The organism is Pseudomonas sp. KH_040, assembly GCF_057839305.1.
The window spans coordinates 6,582,621-6,599,422 of record NZ_CM174487.1; the positions used below are offsets into that span (position 1 = coordinate 6,582,621).

At 60.0% G+C, this 16,802-nt stretch carries 13 protein-coding genes; 10 read left to right on the plus strand and 3 right to left on the minus strand.

The window, feature by feature from the left end; all coding sequences use genetic code 11:
- Positions 1 to 418: 418 nt before the first annotated feature.
- The 5 genes from AC3IUF_RS29505 (at position 419) to AC3IUF_RS29525 (ending at position 10,273) form a co-directional block, all read left to right on the plus strand.
- Positions 419 to 1,867 (plus strand): alanine/glycine:cation symporter family protein, encoded by a 1,449-nt coding sequence (locus tag AC3IUF_RS29505; protein WP_007912101.1) that lies wholly within the window; start codon positions 419 to 421, stop codon positions 1,865 to 1,867.
- Positions 1,868 to 2,039: 172 nt separating this feature from the next.
- The gene (locus AC3IUF_RS29510; protein ID WP_414916376.1) at positions 2,040 to 3,044 is read left to right on the plus strand and encodes an asparaginase; all 1,005 of its coding nucleotides are present in this window, start codon (positions 2,040 to 2,042) and stop codon (positions 3,042 to 3,044) included.
- A 248-nt stretch (positions 3,045 to 3,292) separates the two neighbouring features.
- The gene (locus AC3IUF_RS29515) at positions 3,293 to 4,285 is read left to right on the plus strand and encodes an AraC family transcriptional regulator (protein WP_489279974.1); all 993 of its coding nucleotides are present in this window, start codon (positions 3,293 to 3,295) and stop codon (positions 4,283 to 4,285) included.
- A 205-nt stretch (positions 4,286 to 4,490) separates the two neighbouring features.
- Positions 4,491 to 5,516 (plus strand): histone deacetylase family protein, encoded by a 1,026-nt coding sequence (locus tag AC3IUF_RS29520; RefSeq protein ID WP_095113186.1) that lies wholly within the window; start codon positions 4,491 to 4,493, stop codon positions 5,514 to 5,516.
- Positions 5,517 to 5,668: 152 nt separating this feature from the next.
- On the plus strand, positions 5,669 to 10,273 hold the full coding sequence (locus AC3IUF_RS29525) for a dermonecrotic toxin domain-containing protein (RefSeq protein ID WP_489279976.1): 4,605 nt from the start codon (positions 5,669 to 5,671) through the stop codon (positions 10,271 to 10,273).
- On the opposite strand, the gene pdxR is transcribed toward AC3IUF_RS29525, so the two are convergent.
- Positions 10,230 to 11,783 carry a MocR-like pyridoxine biosynthesis transcription factor PdxR gene (gene pdxR / locus AC3IUF_RS29530; RefSeq protein WP_463543864.1) on the minus strand — a complete coding sequence of 518 codons (1,554 nt, stop codon included), beginning with the start codon at positions 11,781 to 11,783 and terminating at the stop codon, positions 10,230 to 10,232. The two genes, AC3IUF_RS29525 and pdxR, sit on opposite strands and share 44 nt — an antisense overlap.
- A gap of 92 nt (positions 11,784 to 11,875) precedes the next feature.
- On the opposite strand from pdxR, the gene AC3IUF_RS29535 reads away from it, so the two are divergent.
- Genes AC3IUF_RS29535 through AC3IUF_RS29545 form a run of 3 tightly spaced genes read left to right on the plus strand, consistent with a single transcriptional unit; the run spans position 11,876 to position 13,640 of the window.
- Entirely contained in the window at positions 11,876 to 12,499 is a 624-nt protein-coding gene (locus AC3IUF_RS29535; RefSeq protein ID WP_026000519.1) for an FMN-binding negative transcriptional regulator, read from the plus strand.
- A 10-nt stretch (positions 12,500 to 12,509) separates the two neighbouring features.
- Positions 12,510 to 12,956, plus strand: a complete 447-nt coding sequence (locus AC3IUF_RS29540) for a GNAT family N-acetyltransferase (protein WP_489279978.1) — start codon at positions 12,510 to 12,512, stop codon at positions 12,954 to 12,956.
- A 12-nt stretch (positions 12,957 to 12,968) separates the two neighbouring features.
- The gene (locus tag AC3IUF_RS29545) at positions 12,969 to 13,640 is read left to right on the plus strand and encodes a GNAT family N-acetyltransferase (RefSeq protein ID WP_489279979.1); all 672 of its coding nucleotides are present in this window, start codon (positions 12,969 to 12,971) and stop codon (positions 13,638 to 13,640) included.
- A gap of 100 nt (positions 13,641 to 13,740) precedes the next feature.
- Here the strand turns inward: AC3IUF_RS29545 and AC3IUF_RS29550 are convergent, their stop codons facing one another.
- The gene (locus AC3IUF_RS29550) at positions 13,741 to 14,640 is read right to left on the minus strand and encodes a homocysteine S-methyltransferase family protein (protein ID WP_489279981.1); all 900 of its coding nucleotides are present in this window, start codon (positions 14,638 to 14,640) and stop codon (positions 13,741 to 13,743) included.
- A 113-nt stretch (positions 14,641 to 14,753) separates the two neighbouring features.
- Between AC3IUF_RS29550 and AC3IUF_RS29555 the strand changes: the two genes are divergently transcribed.
- Both AC3IUF_RS29555 and AC3IUF_RS29560 read left to right on the plus strand, forming a co-directional pair.
- Entirely contained in the window at positions 14,754 to 15,575 is an 822-nt protein-coding gene (locus tag AC3IUF_RS29555; RefSeq protein WP_414894532.1) for an ABC transporter substrate-binding protein, read from the plus strand.
- Positions 15,572 to 16,408 carry an amino acid ABC transporter permease gene (locus tag AC3IUF_RS29560; RefSeq protein WP_007912085.1) on the plus strand — a complete coding sequence of 279 codons (837 nt, stop codon included), beginning with the start codon at positions 15,572 to 15,574 and terminating at the stop codon, positions 16,406 to 16,408. The genes AC3IUF_RS29555 and AC3IUF_RS29560 overlap by 4 nt, the downstream gene beginning before the upstream one ends.
- A 32-nt stretch (positions 16,409 to 16,440) precedes the next feature.
- Here the strand turns inward: AC3IUF_RS29560 and AC3IUF_RS29565 are convergent, their stop codons facing one another.
- Entirely contained in the window at positions 16,441 to 16,719 is a 279-nt protein-coding gene (locus AC3IUF_RS29565; RefSeq protein ID WP_007912084.1) for a helix-turn-helix domain-containing protein, read from the minus strand.
- Positions 16,720 to 16,802 lie beyond the last annotated feature (83 nt).

Here is a 16,802-nt window from a genome sequence, read left to right on the forward strand (position 1 = left end):
CGAGGGACTAGACACCTCTCACCTTTTGAGGGCTTGGGGATTTAGTCCCCAAGCCCTTTTTTTTAACTTTCTGACCCTGAGACCCGTATGTCTGGGGATTGCTCGCTCTGACAGAAGAGCAATTCCTGCACAAGCCCGGCGCCGGTAACGCCGGGTGTTTCAAAGCCTCGTTTCGTCGCTTGCACCACGACTGTGCAGACGGGCGCGCCACTGATCGGTATAGTGCCGCCCCTCTTCGCATGAGCGGTCGTCGGTAACGAGGCCATAACCCATGTGAAACCCGAACTAATAACAAACCCGCGAAATGGATCCGGGACGAAACCCTCGCCTCACCTGTTGTGCCGCGCGCAAACCGGTGTAACGCGATGTTTCCGACCTTCCAGCATTTGCTCACACAAAAAACAGCGAGGAAAAATCCATGCTCGAAGTCATTAACGACTTCCTCTCAGGGAAAGTACTGATCGTGCTCATTGTCGGGCTCGGTAGCTACTTCACGATTCGCTCGCGTTTCGTTCAATTGCGTCACTTCTTCCACATGTTCGCGGTGTTCCGCGACAGCCTCAAGGGCAGCGCCGGGCAACTCAGCTCGTTCCAGGCCCTGATGCTCAGCCTTGCCGGCCGCGTTGGTGCGGGCAACATCGCCGGTGTCGGCATCGCCGTGACACTCGGTGGTCCAGGTGCGGTGTTCTGGATGTGGGTGACCGCACTGGTCGGCATGTCCAGCAGCTTCTTCGAGTGCACCCTGGCCCAGGTCTACAAGCGCGCCGATGGCGACGGTCTGTACCGTGGTGGCCCGGCCTACTACATCCAGCACGGCTTGAAGCTCAAAGGCATGGCGGTAGTGTTCTCGGTCCTGCTGCTGGTCACCTACGGCTTCGCCTTCATTGGCCTGCAGTCCTACACCGTGACCCACTCGCTGCAGAACGCCTTCGAATTCAACCCACAACACACCGGTATCGTCCTGGCAGTGCTGCTGGCCATTACCTTCATCGGCGGCATCAAGCGTATCGCTTCGGTGTCCGACCTGCTGGTACCGATCAAGACCCTCGCCTATATCGGCGTGACCCTGTACGTGATCGGTACTCAGATCGAACACGTACCAGCCATGCTGGAAACCATCTTCAAGAGCGCCTTCGGCCTCGATCCGGCCTTTGGTGGTCTGCTCGGCAGCGCCATCGTCATGGGCGTGAAGCGTGGCGTGTTCGCCAACGAAGCGGGCCTGGGCAGTGCGCCTAACGTCGCTGCCGTGGCTGCGGTGAAACACCCGGGCGCGCAGGGCGTGGTTCAGGCCTTCAGTGTGTTCCTCGACACTTTCGTGATCTGCACCTGTACTGCGCTGCTGATCCTGCTGTCGGGCTTCTACACCCCGGGCTTCGAAGGTGACGGTATCGTCCTGACCCAGAACTCGCTGGCCGCCGTGGTCGGTGACTGGGGTCGCATGTTCGTCAGCGTCGCGCTGTCGCTGTTCGTCTTCACCTGCATCCTCTACAACTACTACCTGGGCGAAAACAGCCTGCAGTTCCTCACCCGCAACCGCGCCGCGCTGATGATTTTCCGTGGCCTGGTGCTGGCGCTGGTGGTATGGGGTTCGATGCAGGACCTGTCGACCGTGTTCGCCTTCGCCGACATCACCATGACCTGCCTGGCCTTCGTCAACCTCGTGGCCCTGGCCATGCTGTTCAAGGTCGGCATGCGTGTGATGCGCGACTACGATGCGCAACGCCGCGCCGGCGTCAAACAGCCGGTGTTCGACTCGAGCAAATTTGCTGATCTGGACCTCGACCTGAAAGCCTGGCCGACCAATCCGTCTGCCGCTGTCGGCAAGACTGAAGCCGAGCCGCAAGGCGTGCCTGCAGCGCAACGCTGACAGGTGAATGACGGGCGCATCCCCTGCGCCCGTCAGTTATTGTGGTGCAATAACTTGTCGGAGTTTGCCTGCTCGCGATAGCTGTCTTTCAGCCAACATCAACGCTGAATGATGTACCGCCATCGCCAGCAGGCTCGCTCCCACAAGGACCTCATCCTTTCGGAGAATCCCCATGAATTCGTCGACCTACCCCGCCGCCCAACACGTCATGGTGCTCTACACCGGTGGCACCATCGGCATGCAGGCCAGCGCCAATGGCCTGGCCCCGGCGTCCGGTTTCGAAGCGCGGATGCGCGACTATCTGCACAGCCAGCCTGAACTCGTCGTACCGCAGTGGCGCTTTCGCGAGATGTCGCCGCTGATCGACAGCGCCAACATGACCCCGGCCTACTGGCAGCAACTGCGTGAAGCGGTGGTCGATGCCGTTGACGTGCAAGGCTGCGACAGCGTGCTGATCCTGCACGGCACCGACACGCTGGCCTACAGCGCGGCAGCGATGAGCTTCCAGCTGCTGGGGCTGAATGCCCGTGTGTGCTTCACCGGTTCAATGTTGCCGGCTGGCGTTACTGACAGCGATGCCTGGGAGAATCTCAGTGGCGCACTGGTTGCCCTCGGCCAAGGCCTGGCGCCCGGTGTGCATCTGTACTTCCACGGTGAACTGCTGGCGCCAACCCGTTGCGCGAAGGTGCGCAGCTTCGGCCGTCATCCTTTCAAACGACTTGAGCGTCAGGGCGGCGGTGTCAAAGCCTCTTCGATTCCAGCGTCGTTGAATTACAACCAGCCGAAACAGCTGGCCAAAGTTGCCGTGCTGCCGCTGTTCCCGGGCATCAGCGCCGAAGTGCTCGACGGCCTCCTCGACAGCGGCATTCAAGGCCTGGTGCTGGAGTGCTACGGCAGCGGTACCGGGCCGAGCGACAACCCTGAGTTTCTGGCAAGCCTTGGCCGCGCACGGGATAACGGTGTGGTGGTGGTTGCAGTGACGCAGTGCCATGAGGGTGGCGTCGAGCTGGATGTTTACGAGGCTGGCAGTCGCTTGCGCGGTGTCGGCGTATTGTCCGGTGGTGGCATGACTCGCGAGGCCGCGTTCGGCAAGTTGCACGGCCTGCTCGGTGCAGGCCTTGAAACTCAAGAAGTGCGTCGGCTGATCGAACTGGATCTGTGTGGTGAGCTACTCTGAGCATGGCTCTGGATCGGCCCTCACCCTAGCCCTCTCCCGGAGGGAGAGGGAACTAACCTTAGTGTCTTGCGCTATACGCCGACCTGAAAAAAACAGTCGATTATGGATTCGGCAGCGTTTTTTCAGGTCGGCGTATCTGGTCAATATCCCCCAATCGGCCCCCTCTACCTTTGGGAGAGGGCTGGGGTGAGGGGCTGCTGCGGCATGCAACTTGCTGCGATCCAGCCATCTCAAGGCTGGAAGATCCCATGCTCCACTCCCACCTCACCACCCTCAACGCCGTGTCGCTGATCCTCAACACCTTCAAGGCCGAAGGCCTGTCGAGCGAGGCATTGCTGGCCGGCAGCGGCATCAGTGCGGCGGATCTCAGCCGTACCGACACGCGCATCACCACCAATCAGGAGATGCAGGTCTGCGCCAACGCCGTCGCGCTCAAGCGCGATATCGGCCTAGAACTGGGCCGGCGCATGCACGTGTCCTGCTATGGAATCCTCGGTTACGCGCTGCTGACCTGTGCCACCTTCGGTGACGCTTTGCGCCTGGCGATCCGTTATCCGGCGCTGCTGGGAACACTTTTCGAACTGAGTCTGGAAGACGACGGCGAGCGCGTCTGGTTCGTCGCTGCCGATTATCGCGAGAGCCCGGCGATGGCGGTGTTCAACGCCGAGTTCTGCCTGGTGTCGCTGAAAGTCATTTGCGATGACCTGCTCGGGCATCCGCTGCCTTTGCTCGCCACGCGCTTCGAACACGCCGCGCCGGACTATCGCGACAGCTATGCCGAACACTTCAACTCACCGTTGCACTTCGCGGCGAAGGACAACGCCTTTGCCTTCGATCGGCACTGGCTCGACCAGCCGCTGCCGTTGGCGGATGCCATCACCCACCAAGCCATGGCCGAACGTTGCCGAAAGCAGAATCTTGAGTTCACCGGGCGTCAGGCGTGGCTGGGGCGGATTCGACAGTTACTCAGCGCGCAACTGAATGCAGCACCGGGACTGGAAGGTCTGGCGCAGCAGATGAAGTGTTCGCCACGCACCTTGCGCCGGCATTTGAAAGATATGGGCAGCAGCTATCAGGAACTGCTCGATGAGCTGCGTTTCGAGCGGGCCAAGCAGATGTTGTGTGAGGATCAGTTGCCGATCTATCGCATTGCCGAAACGCTCGGGTTCAGCGAGACCGCCAGTTTCCGCCATGCCTTTGTGCGCTGGAGCGGCGTGGCGCCGAGCCAATTCCGGGCCTGAAGATCAAAAGATCGCAGCCTTCGGCAACTCCTACAAGGGATCGGCGTAGGAGCTGCCGAAGGCTGCGATCTTTTGATCCTAAAGGGGCAATTTCGGTCAGTGTTTTTGGCCATATCCATCCCCTTTTGGCCTTTCCTGCCGTTTTCCGATTCGCCTCACGCCGCAACACTGGTGGCAACCGAATCAGCCCTGCGGAGAACAACAAATGCTGACGATCTACTCGGACGATCACCACCTGCACCATGGCCGCTGCGAGCTCATCGATGGCCAGCTCAAGCCGTGCTTCGAGATGCCGTCGCGCGCCGACCATGTGCTGCAGCGCGTTAAAAACCAGAATCTCGGCCCGGTCGAGGCACCGAAAGATTTCGGCCTGGAACCCCTCGCCCGTATCCACAGTCGCGACTACCTCGACTTCTTCAAAGGCGCGTGGGATCGCTGGACTGAATTCAACACCGACGGTGATCTGCTGCCCTACACCTGGCCGGCGCGCACCCTGCGTGCAATCAAACCGACCAGCCTGCATGGTCAGCTCGGTTATTACAGCTTCGACGGCGGCGCACCGATCACCGCCGGTACATGGCAAGCGGCCTACAGCGCGGCGCAGGTTGCCCTGACTGCACAAGCGCAAATCCAGCGTGGCGCGCGCAGTGCCTTCGCCCTGTGCCGCCCACCGGGACACCACGCCGCCAGCGATTTGATGGGCGGTTATTGCTACCTCAACAATGCCGCCATCGCCGCGCAGGCTTTCCTCGATCAAGGCCACAAAAAAGTCGCGATCCTCGATGTCGACTATCACCACGGCAACGGCACGCAGTCGATTTTCTATACGCGCAGCGACGTGCTGTTCACCTCGATCCACGGCCATCCGGAGGCGGAATTCCCGTTCTTCCTCGGCTACGACGATGAACGTGGCGAAGGCGCCGGTGAAGGCTTCAACTTCAACTATCCGCTGCCCGCCGGCTCTGGCTGGGAGGTATGGAGTGCGGCGCTGGATCAGGCCTGCAACGAGATCGAGCGGTATGGCGCCGACGTGATTGTCGTGTCGCTGGGTGTCGACACTTTCAAAGATGACCCGATCTCGCAGTTCAAACTCGACAGCCCGGATTATCTGGCAATGGGCAAACGCATCGCTGCACTCGGCAAACCGACATTGTTCGTCATGGAGGGCGGTTACGCTGTAGAGGAAATCGGCATCAACGCAGTGAACGTGCTGGAAGGCTTCGAACAATAACCACAGTCCCGTCGCAACCGTAAAAACCAGACCCGCCCAGGCGGGTCTTTTTTCGCCCGCAATATGTATGTACCGCACGCGCGCCGCAGCCCGCTTCTACCTTGCCCGGAACCGTCGCCCTTTCGGCGCGGCCATCAGAGCAGGAGTTGCCCATGCCCGAAATCCCTTCGCCCAGCGCCGTCGATGTCGTGACCCAACTGGTGACCGGCCCTTCGCTGCGAGAAGTCGCGTCGAAAACGCTGCGCCCGGCGCTCAGGACGTTGTATCCCGACCTCGATCTCGACCCGCAACTGGCCATGGTCGTAAGACCGACCTGGGTCATTGAGAATGATCAAGTGGTCCCCGGTCGCCATCTGATCGAATCGCTGACCGACACTCTGGTACGTCTGGGCCTCTCCGGCACCACGGTGGCGTATCTCGACGGTGAGCATTATCTGACCTTGCAACCGGACCTGCCGTCCGCCATCCAGCTGCCGGTAAAAATCAGCGCAATCGGCAAGCTGCTCAATGAACTGGCACCGTTGCTGTTCATCGCCTACAAGGAACAGCAGGTCAATTACTGGGACGATTTCACCTATCCGGGGCAGCCGCGCTGGCAGCAGTTGTCACAAGCCTTGCGCAATTTGTGGAAGATCGACGCGAACCCGGACTGGGACGCCGACCAGCGCGCCATGGCCGAAGCGCTTTACACGTTCCCGGATAAACACCAACGACAGCCCACCGACCGATACAAGACCCGCGCCTGCCTGATTGATCTTGACCGCGGCGAGGGCGACGAGCAGAACCACGTGAGCCTGCTCGATACGGCTGTACTGATCGGCACCCACGACAAACGTACGTTGATCATGACCCACTCGGTGCTTAAAGGATTCGAGTGTTTTGAATCGTTGGCAAAGCTCGGAGAAGCCCTGCCGCGTCGTTACTGGAAAGGTGCCTCCGGGACCGGGTTGAAATGGCGACTGGTCGAACCGCAGGGCGATTTCTTCGACTATCAGGCCTGCACACTGGTTGCCCTGGAAGCAGAAGCGCTGGGTGCGATCAATTATTTCCAGGGCTCGAGTTCCAGCGAGCTTTATCCGCACGCCGGGACTGTCGGCAATCCCCGCGAGCCGACACCGCGCCTTAAGCCTCACATCGATCTCTTGCGTCCGATGCTGCCAGCCTGGCTCGACAACGCCTCTCCCGCCGATCAAACCCGTTACAGCCGGCACCTGCTGGATCTGACCATGGTGCAGCACACGAACAAGGGAAAATCATTTCAGAGCGAAGTCATCAGCCTGCAAGCGTTCACCCGTGATGCCTTGAAACAACAGATCGCCAAGGATCATCCGCAGGCCGGCGAGGTGAGGATCGATGACATCGAAATCAGCATCACCAGCCTGGTGGTCTGGGGCACATTCGTCTTGCCGGGTAACACGCAGACCCAGACGCTGTCGCTCATCGAGCTGGCCCTGCAAAACCTCGCAGGGCAGCCAGCAGGCAATAAGACCGTTGGTTACAAGGATGGCGGCGCGGCGCCTGAGTGGATGACTGCAAGCTACCTGGAACAACTGGTCAGCAGCGTCGATATCGGCCAGACCTACCCGGCGTACCTGCAAAACCTGCTGATTGACGACACAGAGCAGGCGTCGGCACTGCAAGCGCTCTACACCAGCCAGTTGCCCATCGAACTGCCGCTGCTGGCGTTGCAGCACAAAATACAAGGCAAGGCCGGCATCACTGAGCAGGGTTATCGCTATGTGGTTGCCGCGCTGGCAAACACCAGCGATGAGCGTTATGTCGATCGCGATGAAATCGTCATTCGCCCGCTGGGGTTCGTTGCCCATCGCAGCCGCTCACAGGCGGACACCGTCAATAACATGTTCGTCATCGGCCCGCGCGAGACGGACAAGGGGCCGTGTCTGCTCTATCGACCGCTGTTCGAAAAGGCACTGATGCAATTTCCCTCGCACGCCAACCTGCTGTACGAAATCCAGCATTCACGGGATCTGCGCGAGTCGGTCCTGGCCTGGTTGCCGGACGACGTGCGCTTCGACTACAGCCAGTTCGTCTTCACCGCCCGATTGCCTTCTGCCTGGACGATCCCGCAATTGCTGGTGAACCCTTTGACCGCCCTCGACATGTCCGGCCCCGTTGCACTGGCGACAACAACGATTAACCACGATGTACTCGCGACCCTGCATAACAGCAACGTGCAGGCAGTCATCACCCAGGCCGACCGCCAATCGGTCTCTGACGCAGAAGCACGCTGGGTCACGCTTAAACACGGCGGCTGGATGCTGTTCAACGCCGCCTTGCCGTTCCTCGGGCGCAGCGTCGGCACGGCGGCGTGGATCTGGCAGATCATGGACGACCTGCAAGAAATCAGCGATGTGGCCAATGAGCAATCCGGCAAGATTGCCTGGACGGCCCTCACCGACATTCTTCTGGCCTTGGGCATGGTCCTCGCCCATCGCGCAGCAATGGGCGACAAGCCAATCAGCGAGTCGATCCCGCAGGAAGAACCGCCCCCCACCGTCACCACCGACCTCGTCGTCAGCAAACCTTTGCAGCTGCCGGACGTTTCCAGCACTGCACTGCCCATCGCGCATGAGATGGTGGTGAACCCCTTCACTGCTCTGAAACGATCCCCGGTCGCACTGGCAGCGCTGCTCGACAGTTTACAGATCGCCAAACCCAGAGGCATCGGCGACGCCGCCAGGGAGGGTACGCACAGGCACCTTTATCCCCGCCAGAAACAATGGTTCGCCCCCGTCGGCAAGCGCTGGTTCGAAGTCATGTTCAATGAGCACGCCGAGGTGCAGATCATCGACTCACGTCAGCAACCGCCGCGTAACGGGCCGCAGCTGACTCGCACCGCCAACGGTCAATGGGTGGTAGACCTTCGATTGCGCCTGCGCGGCGGCGGACTCGACAGCGCCCTTGAGGCTGTTCAAGACGTCAACAAAATGGATTCCGGGCAACTGACCGCCGAAATCAGCGCATTCGATGCAACGATGCAAACCAAGCAGGTTCAGCGTGACGCCGACCATAACGCCTTGAGCAATGCGCTCGGGGAAGCCCGGGCACCGGCGCGCGAGCAGTATCTGGCGACACTCGACGCACAGCACAAGGCGTACGGCGCGAACATTGAACAAATCAAGGCGTTGCATCTGAAGGAGCCCATTCCCAACTACCGCATCGTCATGATCCAGCGCCTGGAGATGCAGCTTTTTCTCGGCCAGGAATGGCTCGAACTGCACTCCACAGAGTTCCAGGCCAACCTCAAGACAATGCAGACAATGCTGGCCAATGAAGGTGATTTCGCCGTACAGGCGTTTGTTCAGACCTTCGAAAAGATGACCGATCAGACCCAGGCGATCATTGAAAAAATGGAGATGGCCCAGAGCCGTTTTGACGAACTGAAGTTGTTGGGGAAAAAAGCTGTCGAGGTGCTGCAAACCTATCGCGAGGCGTTACCGAAATATGAACTGAACGACCTCAAACTGTTGCAGATCAGTCTCGGCCAGGAAATCTGCATCAAGGCCGCTGCCACGGCGGACACCGCCAATGCCTATAAAACGCTGGGCAGTCTCATCGAAGACGCCGCGCTGAGTATCCAGAGCACGTTGAATCTGACCGCGGATGAAAGCCTCGAAAATCTGCGCGAACGCACGGATGCCCTGAACAATGTGGCCGAACAATTTTCTGCCATCAATCAACGCTTTGGCGATCTGCTGATCGACTACCCCGAGCAGATCAATACCGCACGCCTGGAGCATGTACGCAGCCGGGTGAGCGCGTTCCAGGCCCGCACCGAAAGCAAACTGGTCGAACTGCTGCGCTACAAGCACTTGCTGGAACCGGGGCCGGGGCCTTCCAGACCGAGATCAGCCTCTTCATCGACGCGACGGATCATCAAAACCAAATCCAGGGGCACGGTGGTCGGCGAACGGAAAAAGAGCCTCGAAGGCCCGGATACCGACCTGGTCGAAGTCCGAACCACGTTGACAGGGGTCATCGCCACGTTCAAGGAGGAATCGCCTGGTGTCTGGGTCGAACAGCGCACGGCGAAACCCCAGCCGCCCAAGGCCCGCCCCTCCCTGAGCAGCAGTGTTCGTGAAGGTCAGGCCCTGATCGACGGTTTGGCCCGCTTTCACCGACGTATCGAAGCACAGCTCAAACGTGGACGGCGGATCCCTGTCGAGGTCGAGGAGCAATACCACAAGCATGCGGCCGTCCTGCGGGAAGCCAACGCGGCAATCGATGAAGCATTGACTGCGAGCAACCTGACAGCCGACCTCAAGAAGCCGACCGAAGAACTCGGCCACAAGCTTGACGACGCTGCCAATAAACTTGAAGAAAAAGGTACCAGCACCCGTATCGGCATGGTCAAGCAACAGCTACCGACTGCCGCAGGAGTGCAGTGGCTCAAGGACAAGGGCGAAGTCCGGATTGCACAAACCGTGACGCGACGCAGGCTCAAAGGTCAGGCCAGGGATTTCCTCGACGAGTACGAAGTACGCGACGCCCACACCAACAAGGTGTTGTGTTACGCACATTTCCATTACAGCAGTGCAGAGGCGCCCGTCGCGCCCTTCCCCGTCGGCCATATGAAAACCGTGGCGCAGCGGCGTATGGGAGGTGCCTATGAGCCGCGCTTTCTGAACAATCAGGCGCTGATCGACATCCATCGCAGCGGCATTTCCGACAAATCGGCGAAGGCACTGTTTCTCACGCCTTCCACGCCTGCCGTAACCGGACCAACGCTGCGTTGATTGCCGGCTCAGGGACGGCGGCAAAGCCCAGGACCAGCCCGGCACGCTGGTCCAGCGGCGTCGTCGAGTCCGGCAGCCAGTAACTGCTCAAGCCGTTGATCTCGACGTCGACGCCAGCAGCTTGCGCAATCAACTGCTGCTCGCGCTCGATGCTGTCCACGGCCACGGTCAGGTGCAGCCCGGCAGAGACGGCGGGCAAATCACCCACCCCGGCGATGGCGGTTGGCCAACCGTCGAGCAAGGTGTTGCGCCGGCTCAGCGCGGCACGGCGCATGCGCCGGATATGCCGCTGGAAATGCCCGGCCGCCATGAACTCAGCCATCACCGCCTGCGTACTCACCTCGGAATGCCGGACATCCACCGCCCGGCGTTGCGAGAACGCATCCACCAGCCCCGGCGGCAAAACCAAATACCCAAGGCGCAGCGCCGGAAACGCGACCTTGCCGAAAGTGCCGACATACAGCACGCGGCCCTGTCGATCGAGTGCCGCCAACGGTGCCAGCGGCGCGCCGGTGTAACGGTATTCGCCATCGTAATCGTCCTCGACGATCCAGCCTTGGCAGCGCTCGGCCCAGGCGAGCAGTTCGAGGCGTCGCGCCAGGCTCATCACCACGCCGGTCGGGTACTGATGAGAGGGCGTGACATACGCCACGCGACAATCCCCGGTGGCCGACAGCGCCGAGCAATCCATGCCCTCTTCGTCTACGGCAATACCGTGCAAACGAGCGCCCGCCACAGCGAACGCATGACCGGCCGCGCGGTAGCCAGGATTTTCGATCGCGACACCGTCGCCCGGCGCCACCAGCAACTGTGCACAAAGACTAATGCCTTGCTGTGCGCCGCTGGTGATCACAATTTGCTCAGGTGAACACTGCATGCCACGCGAACTGCGCAGATAGGCAGCGATCATTGCACGCAGGCGCGCATCGCCGGACGGATCGCCGTAACACAGTTGCTCCAGATCCGGTTTACGCCAGAAAGCCGCATTCAGCTTGGCCCACACCTCAAAGGGGAATAGATCAAACGCCGGAACACCCACCCTGAATGCTCGCGGCGGACCACTCGGGGGTCGGGCCAAATGGTTCTTTTCAATGCGCGAAAAATTATCACTGTGGATAACTTTACTGGATGGAATCACAGGTAAATCCAGCCAATTTGTGGATAAGGCTGTGGGTAAGCCTGTTGAAAACCCTGTGGATACTTTTGTGGATAGTTTTTTCGTTGGGGTCGTCACGGGCATCAATTGGGCGACGTAGGTGCCATCCCCTACCCGCCCCTCAATAAAGCCTTCGGCATACAGTTGATCGTAGGCGCGCACCACGCTGTTGCGGGAGATCCCCAACGCCGCCGCCAGATCGCGACTGGCCGGTAACCGTGTACCACTCGCCAGCCGTCCATCCAGCACACGCAGGCGCAACGCCTGATAGAGCTGGCGACTCAAGCCCTGGCGCCGATCAAGCTCGATACCGGCAGGGTTGAATGGCATGGACAACGTTGGCGAATCGGGCATGGCAATGGACCTATGAAATTGGTCATCAATGGCTCTTACAACAGACCAATAGCCTGCCTACGATGCAGGCATTCGCCAAGGAAAATTTGTCCATGTACACACCGCGCGCCTTTGCCATCGAAGACCTGTCCCAACTGCACGAGCTGATCCTCGCCACCCGCCTCGCCATTCTGGTGACCCACGGCGAAAGTGGCTTGCAGGCCAGCCATGTGCCGGTGTTGCTGCATTGCGAACAAGGCGAGTACGGCACGCTGTACGGACACCTGGCCCGCGCCAACCCGCAGTGGAAAGACCTGCGCGACGGCGCCGAGGCCATGCTGATCTTCGCCGGCGCCGATGCCTACGTCAGCCCGGGCTTTTACCCGAGCAAAGCCGAGCACGGCAAAGTCGTGCCGACCTGGAACTACATCGCCGTGCACGCCTATGGTCACGCCGAAACCTTCAGCGATGGCGGACGTCTGCTCGACATCGTCAGCACCCTCACCGACCGTCATGAAGCCGGCCGCGCGCAACCGTGGTCCGTCGCCGACGCGCCCGCCGATTACATCGACGGCATGCTCAAGGCCATCGTCGGTTTTGCCATTCCCATCGACCGCCTCGAAGGCAAACGCAAACTCAGCCAGAACCGCAGCGCCGAAGACATTGCCGGCGTGCGCGAAGGCCTGGCGGCCAGCCCGGAAATCAATGATCAAACCCTCGCCCGATTGATGCGCTAAGGAAATCACCATGAGTCAGATCGACATTCGCCAGGTCAGCGCCGCCGACCGCGCCGCGTGGCTGCCGCTGTGGCAGGCCTACCTGCGTTTCTACAACAGCGAACTGCCGCAAGCCGTGACGGAAAGTACCTGGCAGCGTTTTCTCGACCCGAGTGAACCAACCCACGCAGCATTGGCGTGGGCCGACGGTAAAGCCGTGGGCATGGTGCATTACATCTACCATCGCTCGAACTGGAGCATCGAAAACTCCTGCTACCTGCAGGATCTGCTGGTGGTGCCGGAAACCCGTGGCAGCGGTGTCGGTCGTCTGTTGATCGAACACGTTTACGCCACGGCCAAGGCTGACGGCTGCTGCAAAGTGCACTGGCTGACCCACGAAACCAACGCCACTGCGATCCAGCTCTACGAGCGCATCGCTGAACGCCCGGGCTTCATCCAGTTTCGCAAGGCCCTTTAAGGAGACGCACGCATGACCGCATCACTCGCAGACTGGAAAGGCGTCCCCGCCCCCACCGCCACATTGCTTGAAGGGCGTTTCATTCGCCTGGAAAGACTCGACCCGGCGCGCCATGGCGACGAACTGTTCGCCGCCCTCGAGGGCCCCGGCGCCGACCCGAAACTCTGGGATTACTTGCCCTATGGACCTTTTCCGGAGCGCAGCACTTTCGACGCCTGGCTGAACAACCATGCGGCCGCCAGCGACCCGTATTTCTTCAGCGTCGTTGACCGCGCCAGCGGCCAAGTGCAAGGCATCCTCAGCCTGATGTCGATCGTCCCGGCCCAGGGTCGCATTGAAATCGGTCACGTCACCTTTGGTGCGCCGATGCAGCGCTCGCCGAGAAGCACCGAAGCGGTATACCTGCTGGCCAAATATTCCTTCGACCTCGGCTACCGCCGCCTCGAATGGAAATGCAACAACGGCAACGCCCGCTCCAAGTACGCCGCCGAGCGTTTGGGTTTCAGCTTCGAAGGCGTGTTCCGCCAGCACATGGTGGTCAAGGGACAAAACCGCGACACTGCGTGGTACTCGATTCTGGATGGCGAGTGGCCGGCGATTGCGGCAGGTTTCGAAAGGTGGCTGTCGGATGAAAATCAGACGCCCGACGGGCAGGTCAAAGGCTTGGTTGAATGCCGATCGTGATTACCTGAAAAGCAAAAGATCGCAGCCTGCGGCAGCTCCTACAGGGTGAACGTCAATCCCATGTAGGAGCTGCCCCAGATTGCGATCTTTTGATCTGTTTTCAGCCCAGTTTCTGCGCCAGCACCGCGATGTGTTCTGGCCCGATCCCGCAGCAACCGCCCAAATGGCTGGCACCGCGCTGCTGCCAGTCAATCGCCCAGTGCAAGTACCCCGGCGGATCCAGATCCTCGCGCAGCGGATCAAGTCCGTCATTGGCCGTAGCTTCTTTTGGCTGCGGCGGAAACGCGTTGGCGTAAGCACCAATGTGAATCGTCACCCCCAGACGCTCGAAGGTTTCACGCGCGGCATCAATCGCGGCACCGATCACTTCTGGCTGACTGCAATTGAACAACAACGTCTCGACGCCCAATTCAGCCGCGACCGCAGCGGCTTCGGCGACTGGCTCACCAGAGCGCAGGCGCGGCACTTCATCAGTGTCTTCGTCCTTCAAGGTGAACGACAACCAGAACGGTTTGCCATCCTTCGGCAATCCCGCGTGAATGGCTCGCGCCTCGATGATCGAGCTTTGGGTTTCCGCCAGCCACAGATCAACGTGCGGTGTCAGGCCATTGACCAAGGGCGTCAGCAACTCGGTTACTCGTGCGGCCTCGAACAGATCCGGACGATAGGAGCCGAACAGCGGCGGCAATGAGCCGGCCACCCGCACGTATTTCCCCGAGGCTTGCACCGCACGTCGCGCCAGTTCACCGGCCAACGCCGCCAGTGCCTGCCCTTCAGCGGCGAAGCGTTCCTCACCAATATGGAACGGCACCACGGCATAACTGTTGGTGGTAATCACATTGGCGCCACTGGCGATATAAGCAGCATGTACCGCCTCAACCGCTTGCGGCGCCTCGCTCAACGCCAGCGCCGACCACTCCGGCTGGCGAAATGGCGCACCGGCGCGCTGCAACTCACGGCCCATGCCGCCATCGAGAATAATCGTGCTGCCTGCGCCCATATGCTTTTCACTCATATGCTTATGAAAATAACTCACTATCAGAGTCGTTCTTATAACTATTTAATACGCACCATTCCGTTAAAAACAACCTCTTTTTTACCCAGGGATCGACTGTGAAATTTCAACCGCTACTGGCCCTGGGCCTGACGATTCTGGCCGCCTCCACGCAAGCCTTTGCTGGCACGACGCTGGACCGTATCGAGCAAAAGAAAGAGCTGGTCGGCGTGCTGATGGAAAGCTATCCACCGTTCTCGTTTCTCAACGACCAGAATCAGCTTGATGGCTTCGACGTTGATGTCGCCAAAGCCGTGGCGGACAAGTTAGGCGTCAAGTTACGACTGGAAACGCCGTCGTGGGACGTCATTGCCGCCGGCCGCTGGAGCGGGCGCTACGATATCTGCATCTGCTCGATGACGCCGAGCAAGGCCCGCGCCGAGGTATTCGATTTCCCGGTCGAGTACTACGCTTCGCCGGCGGTGATCGTGGTCAATGCCAAGGATGAGCGGATCCACGACGCCAAGGATCTGAGCGGCAAAAAAGTCGGCCTCACCAGCGCGTCCAGTTACGAAAGCTATCTGAACAAGAACCTGGTCATCGAAGGTGCCGAAGATACGCAGCTGCAGTACCCGTTCGAAGATGTGCAGATCGCGCCGTACGATACCGATAACGTCGCCTTCCAGGACTTGGGCCTGGGCGCCGGCGTGCGCCTGGATGCAATCCTCACCAACCTTGTCACCGCACAGCCACGCCTGAACCAGGACAAACGCTTCAAACTGGCCGGCGCACCGCTGTACTCGGAGCCGAACTCGGTGGCCATCGAAAAGGGTGATGCGCAATGGGACGCCAAGGTGCGTGAAGTCTTCGCGCAACTGAAGCAGGACGGCACCCTGAGCAAGCTGTCGCAAAAATGGATCGGCGCTGATATCAGCCAATGACTTCTTTCCCGACACCGCCACAGCCACCGCAACCGGTGGCTGAATCACGCCTGCAACGGATGTTCGGTTTTCGTACGCGGCTGTACCTGACCTGGGCAACGCTGTTCTGCCTGTTCGCCGGGTTCTTCCTGAGCTTCGACCTGAAGTTCTCGATCATCCTCGACAAACTGCCCAATCTGGTCGGCCTGCACCTGGCGCCCAACGGCTTCTTGCAGGGTGCAGCGCTGACGCTGTTCCTCTGCGTGTGCTCGATTGTCGCCTCGTCCCTGCTGGGCTTCATCACGGCATTGGCACGCCTGTCGAAAAGTGCCGTGGCGTTCGGCATCGCCAGTTTTTACACCTCGTTCTTTCGCGGCACGCCACTGCTCATCCAGATTCTGCTGATCTACCTCGGCTTGCCGCAACTGGGCATCGTGCCTGGCGCCATCGTCGCGGGCATCATTGCCTTGTCGCTGAACTACGGCGCCTATCTCAGCGAAATCTTCCGCGCCGGCATCCTCGGTGTCGACCACGGCCAGCGCGAAGCTTCGCTGGCACTGGGTATGCGCGAGACGGTGATTTTCTGGCGCATCACCCTGCCGCAAGCCATGCGCACGATCATCCCGCCCACCACCAACCAGTTCATCTCGATGCTCAAGGACTCGTCACTGATCTCGGTGATGGGCGTCTGGGAAGTGATGTTTCTCGCCCAGTCCTATGGACGCTCAAGCTACCGCTACATCGAAATGCTGACGACGGCGGCGATCATCTACTGGCTGATGTCCATTGGACTGGAGTTGATTCAGGCACGAATGGAGCGGCATTACGGCAAGGCTTACGTGCGACGGAGCTAGGGGGATCGGCACCTTGCGGGTTGCGTCGGGTTTTAATGGGGCTCTCGGCGTACCCGCACAACGCCCATTTTCAGGCCAAACAATCGGAATATTGAGTCCAACGACCTCAACGTCTGATTACCCTCAGCGTGCTCTATGTGTATCAACGTGCGGACCGAAATTTTGCACATCTTAGCGAATTGGATTTGATGCAGCCCTGTCACCTCAACTCGTAAACGGCGGACGGCTTCGCTGATTTCCAATGTCCCGTCGGCCAGCGCCTCTTGAATGCTTTCGATGAGCGCCATGCGTTCGAGAACTGTCATTACCATTTTCCTCTCCAATCTTCGAGCGCCGCATAAGGCTCAATAAACATTAATGGCGCGGGGATTCATTGATGTGAGTGCTTCGGCGT